The sequence below is a fragment of the Natronotalea proteinilytica genome (genome assembly GCF_055379935.1).
This window is the reverse complement of sequence record NZ_AP043947.1, coordinates 1,189,596-1,205,401: the sequence shown is the minus strand read 5'-3', so window position 1 is coordinate 1,205,401 and position 15,806 is coordinate 1,189,596. Positions and strand designations below refer to the sequence as shown.

8 protein-coding genes are annotated in these 15,806 nt (G+C 56.2%); 1 reads left to right on the top strand and 7 read right to left on the bottom strand.

The features are described 5' to 3' along the window. Nucleotides 1-49: 49 nt before the first annotated feature. From ACZ5AL_RS04945 to ACZ5AL_RS04915, 7 genes are all read right to left on the bottom strand, one after another. Entirely contained in the window at nucleotides 50-6,712 is a 6,663-nt protein-coding gene (locus ACZ5AL_RS04945; protein WP_464512574.1) for an Ig-like domain-containing protein, read from the bottom strand. 101 nt (nucleotides 6,713-6,813) lie between these two features. After that, complete coding sequence (locus ACZ5AL_RS04940; protein ID WP_464512572.1) at nucleotides 6,814-7,128, bottom strand: DUF6916 family protein; 315 nt, start codon at nucleotides 7,126-7,128, stop codon at nucleotides 6,814-6,816. 44 nt (nucleotides 7,129-7,172) lie between these two features. Continuing rightward, complete coding sequence (locus ACZ5AL_RS04935; RefSeq protein WP_464512571.1) at nucleotides 7,173-7,718, bottom strand: phage tail protein; 546 nt, start codon at nucleotides 7,716-7,718, stop codon at nucleotides 7,173-7,175. A 350-nt stretch (nucleotides 7,719-8,068) separates the two neighbouring features. After that, nucleotides 8,069-8,656: a hypothetical protein gene (locus tag ACZ5AL_RS04930; RefSeq protein ID WP_464512570.1), complete on the bottom strand. Its 588-nt coding sequence runs from the start codon at nucleotides 8,654-8,656 to the stop codon at nucleotides 8,069-8,071. A 124-nt stretch (nucleotides 8,657-8,780) separates the two neighbouring features. Beyond that, complete coding sequence (locus ACZ5AL_RS04925) at nucleotides 8,781-9,326, bottom strand: class I SAM-dependent methyltransferase (RefSeq protein ID WP_464512569.1); 546 nt, start codon at nucleotides 9,324-9,326, stop codon at nucleotides 8,781-8,783. A 6-nt stretch (nucleotides 9,327-9,332) separates the two neighbouring features. Beyond that, nucleotides 9,333-10,643, bottom strand: a complete 1,311-nt coding sequence (hemH, locus tag ACZ5AL_RS04920; RefSeq protein WP_464512567.1) for a ferrochelatase — start codon at nucleotides 10,641-10,643, stop codon at nucleotides 9,333-9,335. Between the two features lie 991 nt (nucleotides 10,644-11,634). Continuing rightward, nucleotides 11,635-12,159 (bottom strand): hypothetical protein, encoded by a 525-nt coding sequence (locus ACZ5AL_RS04915; protein ID WP_464512566.1) that lies wholly within the window; start codon nucleotides 12,157-12,159, stop codon nucleotides 11,635-11,637. A 214-nt stretch (nucleotides 12,160-12,373) separates the two neighbouring features. Here ACZ5AL_RS04915 and ACZ5AL_RS04910 point away from each other — a divergent pair, with 214 nt between their 5' ends. Continuing rightward, entirely contained in the window at nucleotides 12,374-15,769 is a 3,396-nt protein-coding gene (locus tag ACZ5AL_RS04910) for a DUF4175 family protein (RefSeq protein WP_464512565.1), read from the top strand. Nucleotides 15,770-15,806: the final 37 nt, after the last annotated feature.

Sequence of the window (15,806 nt, the reverse complement as noted above, 5' to 3'; positions counted from 1 at the left end):
GGAAAAGGTTCAAGCCGATAGCTCCATCTTGATACACTGCTGGTGCGTGCTATCGCACCACCGTGAACCGTCTCGTTTCTACAGCCGCTCCGACACGCATGCGCAGAAAGTAGGAGCCGGGGGCGAGATGTGAGGTTGACACCTGCATCTCGCTTGCTCCTTTCCGAACGGATCCTGGATCGAGTCGCTCAATCTGGCGCCCCAGCAGGTCGTAAATCCGGAGTTCGACTTCAGCGTCTTCGGGCAGCTCATAGCGCAGCGTAATATGATGCTGTGCCGGATTGGGGAAAGGCGTGTGCAGGTGCACGACATCGGGGGTGGGCATCTCGATAACGCGTTCGTCGCTGTAGGTGGCTGTTCCATCTACGTCCACCTGCTTTAAGCGGTAGGAGAGCGTCTCTGCCCCAAACGGCACATCGGCATCGCGGAAGCTGTATGCCTGCGGGCTGTCGGTGGTGCCACTGCCCTCCACAAAATCAACCGTGTCCCACGGCTTTGGCGACTCCGCATTGGATTCGTCGGCCTCTGAAACCAACCGCTCGATGTGAAAGCCTGCGTTGTTCGTCTCCGAAGCGGTTTCCCAGACCAGATGCACGCCGTCTTCTGCGATTGCGGTGTTAAAGGCAGTGAGTTCCACGGGAAGCGGGGCTGGTGTATCCGAAAGCATCAGGGGGAAGGTCGGATCGCCCGTGAGCGTGCCGCCGCTGAATGTGATGTCACCGGTGTTATCCACAAAAGCTTGCAGATCGCCCACGGCCCCCGATTCCAGATCCACAGTCATAAACACATACGTAGCCGACGTGCCGACAGCCGGACTGTTGAAGTCGTATGTGATCACGTCGGGCGTTGTGGTTGACGGGTCCTGCGAGCTGGTCTTCACCTGAGTGGCTTCCCCGTCGTCAAACGTATCACTGCTTGATACCCAGAGGTCGATGCTCTCAACGCCTTGGTTGGCCCCGTCAAGCGTAAATGTAAGGGCAGCCAGTGCGGCGCCGGGGGCATCGGCTTCAAAGGCAATGCGGCCGACCGGATTGTCGTTGGTTCCAGGCGTCATGGGCGGCGGCGTGTAGGTGCTGCCATCGGATACCGTGATGTTCGCCGCTTCCGTCGTGAAGGACTCCTCGTTGCCCTGCGTCGTCCCGTTTTCATTGGTGGCCACCACGCGGACGGTGTACTCGGTGCCTGCCAGCAGATCGCTAAGGGAGGCGCTTATCGCCTGATCGGTGTCGCCCGTGAGCGGACTTTCAACGGCGTTCACCGTTTCGGCGGTGCCTTCGCCATCATCCGTCACGAAGTACTCAAACGTCACGTCGGTAGAGAACCCACTGGGGTTGACCGAGCCGCTCACATCGGCGGTCGTGGAGGTTACATCCGACGCCGGATCCGTCGTAACGACGGGCGAGGCGGTGCTGAACGTGACGCTAAGCTCGTTCGAGGCTTCGTTGCTGTTGCCCGCGAGATCTTCGGTTACGTCCGCGGCCAGTTGGATCGTAAACACATCGTCATCATCGGGGAGGAGGTTGAAGGTGAACACCTCCTCATCGTCGGTAGACAGGTCGTTGATGTTGAAGGACGTACCGTCTTCAGGACTCACAGCTGCTTCGGCCATCGTGCCGGTGAACTCAGCTACTGGCTCCCCAAAGTCAATCTCAACGGGAATCGGACTGGTACTGGTCGGCGACGACGCCGTGGTGCTTACAACCGGCTCCGGAGCGGTCTGGTCAAACACAATGCTGAACTGATCGGCGGCTTCATTGCCATTACCGGCTTCATCCTCCGCCACGCCAGTCGGCACATCCACGGTGACCAGTCCATCGTCGTCTGGAGTCACCATCACACTGTAATCGAAATCACCGTCATTGCCAGCAAAATCGGAAAGCGTCGCGTTGTCCACAATTATGTCACCGCTCTCGAACCCGAAGACCGGCTGGTCGAAGGTGAACTCAACTTCGAACTGGTCTGCATTGGTCGGGTCCGATTCATCCGAACTGATCACGACCTCTGGGGTGGTGTTGTCGTAAGTGATCGTGAACTCATTCGAGGCCTCGTTCTGATTACCGGCTGCATCAGAGAGCACATTTTCATTCAGCTGAACGGAAAGCTCGCCATCTTCCAGCGGCTCGACCGTCAGCACGAATTCCGGATTGGTGGTGGCATCGATATCGGTGATCTGAGCCCGATCCAGTGCAAAGTCCGAGGCATCAATGCTGCTGACCGCCTGACCAAAGATCTCGGTGACCGTCAGCGTCACCTCAAAATCATCGGCGTTGGTCGGGTCGCTCTCGTTGCTCGTCAGCTCCGCTGTCGGACGCGTATCGCCGAATTCGATGGTGAAGCTCTCACTGTCGGCCTCGTTCTCATTACCTGCCAGGTCGGTGAACACACCAGCCGGAATGCCGATTTCCAGCGTGCTGGATGACGTGGTTACATCGTCAGGCGTGATTTCGACGGTGAAGGTGGTATTGTCCGAGGTGGAAAAGCCTGTGGCCAAGCCGTTGGTGACACTTAGCTCACTCTCATCAAAATCCGCAATTTCCTGGTTGAAGGTGATCTCGATGTCGAAGGGCGACTGGTTGGTCGGGTCATTAACACCGTCTGCTCGCTCGATAGACGAAACGGTTGGCGCGCCGCGGTCAGACGTGATCTGAAACTGGCCTTCCTCATTGTCATTGCCCGCTACATCCTGCACTGCTCCCTCGGCAACGGTTATGGTAATTTCTCCGTCTGCATCCGGCTCAACTCTTACCTCATATATGCCCTCAGATAAGTTAACCGTAGCGAAATTATCGAGGCTCGCGTTATCGGCTCCGATATCAGATTGATTGAAGCTCTGCAGCTCTTCGCCAAAATCCATGAACAGCGTGAAGAAATCGGCACTGGTGGGACTTTCGAGTTCATCATCAGTTATCTGTCCACCCTCTTCCACGGCGCGGAAGGTGATTTCCGGACGGCTGGTATTATACGTTACCACTATTTCATTCGATACCAGATTCTCATTTCCTGCGCGATCGGTAACAACATCTGCCGCCAGTTCAATGGTGAAGGTGTCATCCGCATCAGGGATAAGATTGAACGTGAATACTTCATCTTCCGCGTCGGAATCAAAATCTTCGATGGAAAAACCGGTGCCGCTTGCAGCGGAGATCGCATCCTCCGCCAGTGATTGGGTGAAGTCTATCACCGGCTCCCCAAAATCGATTTCCACAGGAATAGGACTGGTGTTGGTATTGGATGATGCTGTAGTGGAGACAACCGGAGTTGGTGCGGTCTCGTCAAAAATAATACTGAATTGCTGAGCAGCTTCATTATTATTTCCGGCGGCGTCCTGAGTTACATCAGCGGCAACATCCAGCGTAACTTCGCCTTCAGAATCCGGGCTCACGGTAACGGTGAACTCATCTTCTTCGGCATTCGCGGAGAAGTTGCTCAGCGTGGCATTGGATTCCGTAATATCGCCAATCGCAAAGTCAGGAGCCGGTTTGTTGAAGCTGATGGTGGCATCAAAAGAGGATTCGTTGGTAAACTCCTCCTCATCCGAAGCAATTTCTACAGTTAAAGGAGTAGTATCATAGTCGATCACCAGATCATCACTGGCAAGGTTGCCATTGCCTGCCAAGTCAAAAGTTGCATTTTCCGGTATATCTATAATGATATCATAATTTTGTCCGGCTGATGTATTCTGAGGGATAATATTTACCTCGAATACGCCCGTACTCACCTCATCAAATGAACCGCTGTCCACCGAACCACCATCTACATTGAGGTGATTGTGGGTGAAATCATCCATCTCTTCGGAAAACGTAATGGTGATGGGGATAACCGGCAGGTTTGTGGTTTCATTATCGGTAGAAACTGTTACCGTGGGTTGTGAGGTGTTGGATACAATATTGAACTGTGAAGCCGCCTCATTATCATTTCCTGCCTCATCCTGTGCTACTCCTGCGTCAACATCCACGGTGATCGTGCCGTCGTCATCGGGCGTGATATCCACCGAGTAGCTGGAACCCGATCCCGCGAAATCAGAGGCAGCACCGCCATCAACCACGATATCGCCTTCCTCAAAACCGGTCACATCCTCACTGAAGTCGATCTCTACAGGAATCGGATCCGCATTGGTCGGGCTGGTCTCATTGCTTGATAGGGCTACGGTTGGCGGCACACCGTCATAATCCACCGTTTCGGTTGCAGAATTACCAAGTGCATTCCCTGCCAGATCCTCCACACCGTTTTCCAGCACGTCTACGGTAATGGTTGCTTCGCTATCGGTATCATCCGGATTGACGATCAGCGTCCAGGTATCGCCGCTGCCACTGATGGAAGAGAACGAGCCGTTGGTGATGTCAAAATCCCCAGCCTCCGGTTCCTGTACGTCCTCACTGAACACCAACTCAAACTCCAGATCGGTTTCGTTGGTGGGCGATGTTTGCTGAGCGGTGATGGAGGTGATTTCCGGTGCTGTTTTGTCAATGGTGTACGATTGTCCGGCAGTGTATGGAAGACTTGTAATTGATGGGCTGACTCCGGTAGTATTGTCCAAATCCAATCTGAGGCTGCCATCACCGGAGCCGGTATCGACAGTTACCTGATATGTGGAGCCACTGCCTGACACCTCGGACACGGATGCCCCTGAAACCCCTCCTGATTCGTTTACACTAAAGTTGGACGTGCCAAGCCCACTTACTGGACCGGTCAGGTTCACCTCATATACCACCGAGCTGCTGTTGGTGAGCTGCTCAGATGGTGATTGGCGATTAATGGACGCCACGTTGACCTGCGTGGTAAACGATTGCTGGGTACCAAATGCCGTATCTTCGGAATTGGTGGCGTAGGCCCTGACGTAATACGTGGTTCCGGGACTAAGACCTGTAATATTTTGAGAAAAGCTACCTGTACCCGAACCTATTTGCACTACATTATCCCCGGTATCCGGATCCGGGTCGGTGCTGTACACGACCCCTCTTTCTGTAACGGCAGCCCCGCCATCATCGGTAACATTACCGCCCAGGGTGGCAGAGTTCGTGGTGATGGATGTGGGGGTGGCGGTGCTTACGGTGGGTGAGTCTGCAAGCGTTTCTACCGTTCCGGAAACGATTACGTCAGACCCGCTGCCATCGAAGCTGACCGTTGAGGTTTCTCCGCCACTATCCGTGATCTCGTATTCCGAGGTGATATTGGATAGACCGCCCCCCGGGAGAGCATTGGTGTCTGATCCCAAATCAATACCGGAATAGCCGTAGACCCGGAAGGTGACGGGATCTTCCAACCCTTCGTACTGTGAGTCCAGCAAGACACTCATAACACGCTGGGCAACCAGCCGATTTTCGACCTCCGGCAGTTCCAACTCGGCGATGTAATCGCCCTGGCTAAAGCCATCGATGCTGGAATACAGGCGAAATGTAGCCGGACCGGTACCACCAAAATCGCTGGATTCTCTTCCCAGCCCAATGGTGATATTCGTAAGATTCATGACATTCCCGTCTTCAGGGTCTACCTGAAACTCAAAGTAGGAATTGTTCTGGTTCCAGCTTTCCTCCCAGTCCACCAGCATGATACCGCTTTCTGCACCTTCCCAGAAATCCGCATCAATGCTCAAATTGGTGGCGTAGGTTAGATCGGAGGAGATGATATCTGGATGGGTTGACGCCGGAGACAGTGAAGAAGCAGAAAACCCGTCGATATTCTCAATATCGAAGCGGGCCAGTTCCGGCGCGAGGGTAGCGAAGGGCACTGTATCGGAATACTCGGTGCCTTCTTCAGAGGTGTTCACGTAGGCGCGCACGGTGTATTCGGTGATTTCATTCAGCCCCGTGATATCCTCGCTGAAGGCACCATCGCCGGAACCGGAGGGAACCTGCGTGACACCGGCTTGCCCGATCTGTGGATTGCTGTTAACGGCTGTTTCGGCATACACAAAACCTCGTTCGGTAATATTCAGACCGCCGTCAGAAGGGATCGAAGCACCAAAGGTAACCGAGGTTTGCCCGAGATTAGACACGCCCGCATTCGTGAGCGTGAGTTCAGCAGGATCGAATACGGTACCGGTAAGAATGACATTGGAGCCAGTACCCTCAACATCCCCAAAGAAATTTTCGATATCGGCACTGCCGGAAGCCCCGTTGGGATCAATGTGGGCGAGACCGCCGCCGGGAGGGAAAGTCCCGATTTCTACATCTTCATGCCCGTGAATGCGAAAGGTGACGTCCTCGATGCCGTCAAATTCGGGCCCTAAATCGATATCCAGAATGTCCTGCGTCAGGTCTCCAGCACCCGTGCGCTCAGGAAGAGTCACTTCACCAACAGGCGTACTGTAGCCGTCTAAGCTGGAATAGACCCGGAATACCTGCGGACCGGCTATCGTACTTGTTGACTCCCGCCCTACTCCCAACGTCAGGTTATCCAGTACCAGCTCCTTACCGCCAGTAGCCTCCACCGTAAACTCCATGTAGTTGTTGTTGATATCAAACCCGCCGTCATCCCAGTTGACCAGAAACAAACCTTCATTCAAATCCTCCCAGAAGCCGTTGTCCACTTCAAGATTACTCGGAAAGCTTATCCCTGTAGCCGACACATCGGCGGCAGTGGTTGAGGGAGAAAGCTGTGTACCCGTAAATCCGGTAATGCCCTGAATATCGTATTCTAACAGAGTTTGCTGTGCATGCGCATCCGAATCCACATACGCACCCATAAGGAGCACAAGGATTGCTGCACTCACACCACGCATCAATGTCGATGTTGTCTGTATCAATCTATCCACCATAACACGTTTCTCTATAATTGTATCAGTAGTGTGCAGTGCACTCCAAGGACTCGGTTTTAGATGTCTTGCGTCACCGCGTCATTCAGGACGGAGACGACGAGTTCGTACCGCGGGCGGCCGGTATGTCCGTGTAATGGGACCAAAAAAACGGGTCCGGTTTCTGCCTTTGGGTGATCCACCTGATAGGTTCCTTGTTCGAGGACAGGATCGGCGGGCCCCTCAAAGACAACAGAAAAACTATCGACGTGCTCGGTACTGTTGTCTGTAAAGCGAATCTGGGTAAGTTCAACGGTGCGCCCGTCTTTCAGGTGAACGGAGCATGTTATACCATCGCTTTCCTGGTGGCAAGACGGGTCGTGTATTGTAGCCATTTTATTTCGCTGAATCGGGTGAATGTGGACGTAGCCATTCGAGATTACTTGTGCTGGGGATAGATGCCCCACAGTGCAATTATGAAATTAATAGTCAGATACGGTTGCATATTGGAATGAGGCAAGCTCATGCCTGCCCGGCTGGTTGTGTAGGACGTGCCCCCCATTTGCGTATCGTGGTCTTCATGGTATCCATCGACGGTTTCCCGTCCTTCAGCTTCCACCGCCGGATAATGATTAGTTGGATCAGACTGATCGGCTGTTTTGGTGGATGCTTTGGGTTGTAGCACCCCGCTATGCTGATGAGAAGGCATCTCTTGTTCAGTGAGAGTGATCTGCTCTGCACCGCCGCTTTCTCCTACAGACCGTGCTGTGCGTCCAGGTCCCTGTCCTTGATTGATAGGCACACATCCCCGTAAATCTGGAAGCCCAAACGTGGTCTGGCCATTGCCGCCATATTGGGTTCCAATCACAGTAAAGAGTGCCTGATTCTGACTGATGGGAAGAAGCTGGCCATCGCAAAGCGCCCACCCTTTAGGAGCAAAGTCGAATCCGACCATGATGATCTGTCCAATGTAGTATTCGCCCATTGCACTCGATACTTTTAGTACTTTTAAGACCGAGTAACAAACATACTCGAAATTATCTTTAATATCAAAGTGTAATGATTATTATTTTGGGGGATCTGTTGTGGGAGAAATGAAGAGTTCCGGGTAGACACATTTGGAAGCTCTTACTGATTGGGGGGCGGAGCAGGCTAGGCCCAGTGCCAATCCCCTCTGCTCCTAATCCTGGGCTCTAAGAAATGGTGCGATGTGAGCAAAATCCATAGCCGGGGACCGCTTGCGTCCCCGGCGATCAGGAAGCACGCCGCTAACCATGTACACAGCGTTCGGTGACGCTTGCAAAGCCCGGAGCAGGCAGAGTGGAGATGTGTTTCTTACTCCCAAAACTCCATCCAGAAAAGCACAGTCACAATCAGCATGACGATGCTTAAGAACATGTTGGTGGCGGTAATCCACCCCTGCTGGATGGTGGCAAGCTTGTCCTGACACAGTTGATAGGCTCGGTCGTACGTCTGATTGGCGCTGTCGAGCACGATCATCGTGAAGTTGTCCGCGTCGGTGTTGGGCGTGTCAGGGTCGGCAGCGATAACCAGAGCCAGCTCCTTCACATCACGCTCCAAATTGCGCAACTGCGGTTGTAGGCGTCCCAGCTCCATCATCAGTTGCTGTAAACGGCGCCGACTGCGCAAGTTATAGAAAGACGTAGAGCACTCATACGCCTCATGCAACACCTCGTTAAGACGCTCATCCAGAGCCCGTCCGGCCCGAATAAGATGGGCAACCCAGTTCCAATACTCCTCGCGGCTTAAGTCCCAGCCATCCGGATCGTCGAGCACATCGGCCAGCGAGAGCTCCGCCGCACGATCATCCCGGTCTTCGAATGCACTGCGCAAAGCATCGCCTTGCTCGTAGCCATCATCAGAGGAGGAAGGATTCGAATTGGGAGGGCGTAGATCCGTCATATTGCTGCATATTGTTGGAAAACAACCAAGAGGTGTTCTCCTTTACGGCGTATCGCATAGTGCGTTGAAACGACAAGCGACTTTCATGCGACTCTGATCTGAATGCCGGATGTGTGGACTCCTCCTATCGATCGCGCTGAAACAACCCATAGAGATGCTCTGGAGAGGCGTCGTCGTTGATTTGAGGGGCGGTACTGCTAAGAAGGTCGTGCGCTTCACACCGTGCAACCAGTGTGTCGGAGGTTGTGGGCCACGCGTTGGTGCTGGAGGCATTCGCCGAAGTTGCAGGGGTAATGCCGAGCAGGGCCCATCCGCCGGGCTTGAGTATGCGCTGTACAGCGTCGAAAGCCGGATCGGCAGAGGCCGAGGTGTACACCGCGTCGAGATGAGGCGCCACCACCCAGTCAAAGGCCGAGTCGGGATAATCGTCGAGTGCAGGCGGCGTACACGGCTGCACACATTCCGCCGTATCAGCGGGGTCAGCCATCAGATCGGCGATGGCGGTGCGGGTTGTGCGTACAGCATCTTTGGAAGGGCTGCATGCGTGCACCGGAAACCCCAGCCGTAAGAGCGGAGCTGTGTAGGTGCCATCGGTGCACCCCAGCACCAACACATATCGGTTTGTAGGTATCGAGGCAAGCGTGCGCAGCAGCGCGTCGCGACAAGTCATAAGGCGTTATGCGTCGTTAGCAGCTGCATCTTTGGCTGGCTCCACCTGGTCAACCACGCTCAGGTCCTCGGCCCAGCAGCGTGATTCAGTGACACAGTCACAGTTGGGGCACCGCACATTGCGTTCTTCTACCGAGTAGCGAGGCAGTTCGTCGAGCGGACGCAGCGGGTACTGTCCACTGGGAGCGCCGTCGCCGCCGTGCCGCAGCCTGTTCACATCTACCGGATAATCGAGTTGTGCCATGGTGGACTCGGCCAGCGCCTCAATAAACAGCGGATGGCTGTTGAGCCCAGCGGTCACTTCGTACCGTTCAATGCCAAACTCTTCGGCCTCCTCGCGCACCTCAATGTCGAGTTCGAAGCTGGTTTCTACATGGTCGGTGACGAACGCTACGGGAACGACAAGCACGTTTCTGACACCGTCTTCAGCCAGTTCTTCCAGCTTGTCGGGGGTAGCGGGGGTGAGCCACTTGGCCGGGCCCACCTTGCTCTGGAAAGCTGAATGGAAGGGGTAATCGTGCTCCCGATACTTCATGAGTTTGTCTACGGTGGAGTGCACCAGGCAGCAGTAGGGATCCCGACGCTCTTTCATTTCGCGGAGCGGCGTGCCGTGGGCGCTAAAGAGCAGATGCACCGACTCGCGCTCCTCGGCTGAAAAGCGCTGCAACCCCTCATCAATGCGCTCGGAAAGAGCACGAATGTACTTTGGATTGGTGGCATACTCAAAGACCGTCGTAGTGGGATACTCTGGCAGGGTCCCCTCCTCTTCGAGCGCTTTCCAATAGACAAGCGACGACCCCGTTGTGGTCTTAGAGTACTGCGGATAGAGCGGCAGCAGCACGACTTTGTCAACGCCATCTTCTTTCATCTCGCGGATGGCGTCTTCGCTAAACGGCTTCCAGTACCGCATCGCGATGTACGTCTTGAAATCCACTCCGGCGGCCTGGCCGTAGTGCCGATTCAGATGCGTACGTAGGGCTTTCGACTGCTCGCGCGTAAGACGATTGATCGGTGAACCGCCCCCAATCATCTCGTAGTCTTCCTCTACAAACTCCGACCGGCGCGATGCGATGAGTTTACACAACCAATCGCGAACGAAGGTCTGCCCAATCAACGGAATGTCGATGATAGCCGGGTCCATGAACAGGTTGTAGAGAAAGGGCTCTACATCTTCCAGGGTGTCTGGACCGCCCAAGTTCATGAGCACAACTCCAACCGTGTCGCCTTTTTCGATGGGCAGCGGACGGCTTGGGAAGTATGTGCCGCGGATGATCCGTTTGTCGTACTCGTAGACGCTAAGAAATTCGCGGGGCGTCATAAAAATCAGGGATCTGTACGCAGAGGGAAATTCAGGAATGCCGCTCTATTTATGCGCCGATTCTGGTTTTTCAGTTCCTTTCAGGCGTTGAACTTTCGCCTAATCAATGCATGCCGCTGCCTGTTCGCCTTCCGAATTGCAGCACCTTCACGCCTTCTCCCTAGATCATTCACATATCTTCCGTCAACCGGCTATGTGGTGTGTCACAGGTCAATGGTGTGAGTGGCAACCTGCTTCTTGCAAGCGGTGTCATCTTGAGCGTAGCGAAGTCCTGATACGAGCGAATGGCGATCCGGATCAGGTCCGGGACCGGTGAACGCCGTGAATAACGATCTCCCCCGAAATGAGCCTAGTCCTTGCACATAACTTTTTCTTCGCTATGTTGTTTATTTAACGTTGGTTGCCTCCACCGCCTGTTCAATGAGAGGCTGTTAGATCCTACAACAAGAACCCATCTGGGCGTCTGCTCGGGGGAATAGTCGGGGGAATGGATCCTGAATCAAGTTCAGGATGACGTGTCGGGGGGACGGTGCTGGGAGACGAAAGCTCCCTTTCAACCCCAATGCCTCCCTGCCGAACGTCATCCAGATCCTGAATCGAGTTCAGGACAGGCAAGCGAGCCTGCGAGCGCGATCCAGGATCCAGAAAAGGCATCGGCCGCACGAGGTCCCGCGGGCGCCGTCCCTCGTTCTGGCCAATACGTTGATGACCCCGTCAACAACAAGTCCAGTCAACAACAAGTCCAGATTGCAACCCGTGATCAACGATTATCACCATCTCGAGTTGTGTGCATAGACTAGCCGAAATGAGCAGGGCCGCTCGATCGCCCGGCGCCTGCTGAACATTGAGGAGATGGCGGCTACATGGGCTTTGGAGGCGTCACAACACGCTGTGACGGTACGAGCCCTTGCACGCTGAAAGCACGTCTTCTCTGAATGTGGTGACATGAAAGCCCCCAGGCTGCATCCAGTCGGGGGCTGCTTCTTGCACACTACGGATTCAGCACATCGCGCATGGTAAGCGCGGGCGCATTGCGCTGCTGACGGTAGATAAGCGGCTCCGTGAACGCATCCGACTCACGCGCTACCTGGGTAGGCACATCGGTTTCGTTCACAATGGCGTAAACCAACTCGGTAGTGCGACGATATGCCTGGTTCACCATCCGCTGCTCGGTGATGATCTGGTGGTAGCGCATGTGCAGAGTGCGATACGCCGTAGTCTCATCCACCATGTCTACGATAGCTGCATGCTCGTCAATGCGCTCACGGTGAGTTTCCACAAACCCCTCAAACCGCTCAGCCAACCGCTCCAGCGCCTCATTGGTGGCAGCCGCTTCTTGCAGGGCCTCCAAATCGCGCTCGGCACTGCGCAAATCATCGGCAAAACGATCCGTCGCCTGCTGCATCTGTGCATAGGTGCGGGCTTCGGTATCGTGGCCGCCATAGGTGCGGCATCCAGTTAGCACGATCAGCACCGCAAGGGCACTAAGCAGAACAATCCGTGGAGTAGACGTCATGGTACACAAGGGTCGAAGCATTGGGCGGGAAGACGATAGGTTATAGATAGCCAACACAGAGGGAGGTTGTCGATACGTCGTCACGATTTCAGCATGTTTTTCACCTTTATCTATCCCCTGCCGTGTCTAATTTAGCAGAAACACCCTTGTAACTATAGAGGTACCACACGGTCCTATCCTCTTCACTCTTTCCGCACGAGAGCGGGTTGGCAGTATGGAGTCTTCGGCGGTTTCAGTGGCTTCGTTGCGGCAGCGCTTGCGACGCATGTATCGGCGCGATGCTCGCATGCAGGCGGCTGCAGCATTTTTCTGGGGACTCGTAGGCAGTGGGGCGCTATGTGCGCTCATTGTGGCGCTGGAAGCCTGGCTCTGGATGCCGCCCCCGGTTCGTATCGTGGTGCTATCTTCCGGAGCCGCAGGCGCTGGCCTCTACTTGGGACACACCGTGTTCCCCCCGTTACTGCAGAGCCTGGGCATATGGCCGTTGCCCAGCGATGAGCGTCTGGCCCGCACGGTAGGAGCATCCACCCCCGCCATTGCCGATCGCCTCGTGGCGCTGTTTCAGCTAGAGGAGGGGCGCGCCAGTGCGTCACCTCCAGCCGTACGCCATGCCGCGGTACAACAACTTGCTGCCCAACTCGATCCTGAACCCTTCGACGCCCTTGTCGACACCGACCGCGTGCGCCGGGCCGCCCCCTGGCTGGCCGTGCCCGTACTGGCAACCGCGCTCATCGTGGCTGGTCCGGTGGCGCTCTTTTCGGATGCCTCGGCGCGCCTCTTTTCGCCCGGCACAGCCTTTGAGCGGCCCGCCCCGTACGTGTTGCAGGTCGCCCCTGGATCCGCGGAACTGGTGGAGGGCGATGACTTCACGGTGGAAGCACACATTACCGATCAGATGGGCGAACCACCGTCGGAGGTCGTTGTCGAGATGGATACGCCCGACGGGGTGCGCGAACACCGGATGAGCCAAGACGACTCGCATACGTGGACGGCTGCGCTCTCGAACATACGGTCGTCGTTTTCTTATCGCGTACGCACGGCTGAGGTGCAGTCCACCACGTACGATGTCGATGTAGCGGCCCGTCCGCAGGTGCGCCGCCTGAACGTGACCGTGCATCCCCCTGCGTACACCAATCAGACTCCCGAGTCGCTCCCAGCCAACACAGGCGATGTGACCGCCCTGCCGGGGAGCGAAGTGCACGTACAGGCCACGCTTGGCGGAGGCCCCATCACCGAAGCTGCGCTGCAATTCGAAGGCACCGCCGACCGCCCCATGACGGTGGCTGCCGATAGCGCATCGGCCCGCTTCACTGTAGAGCAACCCACCACATACCAGATCCACATCCAAAATGAAGAGGGGATCCCCAACCCCGCCCCAATTCAACATCGGGTAGAGGTGCGTCCGGACGAGCCTCCACGCATTTCGTTTGAGGCCCCCGACCCCATGACGACGCTCGAAAGCGACCGCACCACTGAACTGGATCTGCGCATCCGCGACGACTTCGGGTTCTCTCAACTGCGCATCCACTATCGGCCTCACTACGGGGGGGAATCGGATGAGGACGTCTCCTTCGAGTCGTTCGACATCCCCATCGACGCTCCCTACGATACCGACCAGCGTGTTGAACACACCTGGCTGCTTCTGCAAGACACCGGGCTCGACCTGCTTCCGGGCGACGAAGTCGAATACTACGCCGAGGTGTGGGATAACGACGCAGTCGCCGGCTTTAAGTCCGCCGAAACCAATCGGCAGCGCCTGCGCATGCCCACCGCCGCGGACCGCTACGCCGACCTCGACCGCTCCCAGGACGATACGCAGTCGGCTCTCGATGCCGTAAACGAGCGGTCGTCTGCCCTGCAACAACAGTTTGAGCAACTTCGCGACGAGGTCCGCCGCACGCAAGACGCTTCGTGGGAAGACCGCGAAGAGGCGCAGCGGCTGCGCGAACAGCAAGAAGAAATGAGCCAACAAATCGACGAGGCAGCGCAGCGTCTGGAGGAGTCCACCCGGCAGATGGAGCGCGACGGTCTGGCGCGCGAGGAGACGCAGCAGATGTATCAGGAGCTGCAAGACGTGATTCAGGAGATCGACAATCCCGATCTACAGGATGCGCTGCGGCAACTGCAAGAGGCCATGGAGGAGCTCGACTTTGGCGATATGCAGCAGTCCATGGGGGATGTGGAAGATGAACTCGCCGACTACCAGGAACGCCTGGAGCGTGCCATGGAGCTCTTCAAGCGTCTGCGCACCCAGCAGAAGCTGGATGAGATGACCGATCGTGCCGACCAGTTGGGCGAGCAGCAAGGCGATCTCCAATCCGATACCGAAGCCGCCGCCCAAGACGCCGACGAGGCGCCCGATTCTGAGGCGCTGCAGCGCCGCCAAGAAGATGCCCGTGCCGAGATGGAGGCACTGCAGGAAGCGCTCGACGACTTTGCTGAGGACCTGGCCGACACACCCAACGCCCCCACCGATTCCTACGACGACCTGCAAGAGCAGCTTGAACAGGGCGACATTCAAGAACAGATGGAGGCTGCCGCCGAGGCGCTTCAGCAGCAAGATTGGTCGTCTGCACAGGATGCTCAGCAACAAGCAGGCGATCAGCTTGCCGATATGTCTGAATCGCTCGGGCAGATGCAAGCAGAGATGGACCAGGCCCAATCCCAGATGAACGTGAACGCCATCTGGTACGCCCTCGAAAACACGCTTTGGCTTTCAAAAGAGCAAGAAGCCCTGCGCAATGAAGTCAGCCAGTTTGCCGATGATGCCGCTGAACTGCGCACCCTTATGCGCACCCAAAACAATCTACGCACCGGATTAGAATCGGTGGGCGACTCGCTTTCGGCAGCTGCACGCAACACGCCTCAACTGCGGCAGGTGGTGCGCGAACGGCTGGGAGCGGGTCTCAACGCCATGCAGCAAGCCGTGCAACACCTTGACGATCGCGAAGGCGACCAGGCGCGCCCGCAGCAAACCGACGCCATGACGGTCCTCAACGAGTTGGCCTTGCTGCTGTCGCAGCTACTCGACCAGATGGAAGGTGAAGGCGGCGGTGAGGGCGGCGGCATGTCGATGGATCAGATGATTCAGCAGATGCAAGAAATGTCGGGCGACCAGCAGGCGCTTAACCGTGAACTGCAAGAACACCTCGAGAACGTGGCTGGCGAGCGCTTGAGCGTAGACGAAGAGGCGCGCCGCGAGCAAATTGCTGCCGAGCAAGAGCGGTTGCAGGAAGCGATGCGTGCGATGAGCGAAGAGGACGCCGCCGACCAGATGCTGGGCGACCTAGACGACATTGCTGATGCGATGGAGGAATCGCTCCGCGACCTCGAAAACCCACGAAACGAACGCGACCTACTCGACCGGCAACAGCGCATCCTCTCTCGTATGTTGGATGCGCAACGGGCCCTGCAAGCGCAAGGCCAAAGCGACGACCGCCAGGGCGACCGGCCCGGCGACATTGAGCGTCGCCCCTCGCCGGATGAACTCCCCCCGCATGAAGCCACAGAAGCCCTACGCCAGGCCCTGATTGACGCACTGGAAGGTGGCTACAGCGCCGAGTACGAAACGCTCATCCGCCGCTACTTTGAGGCCCTCGAAAATGATTGATTTCCAGGGTGTTGCGACGACACACCTGAATGGTATC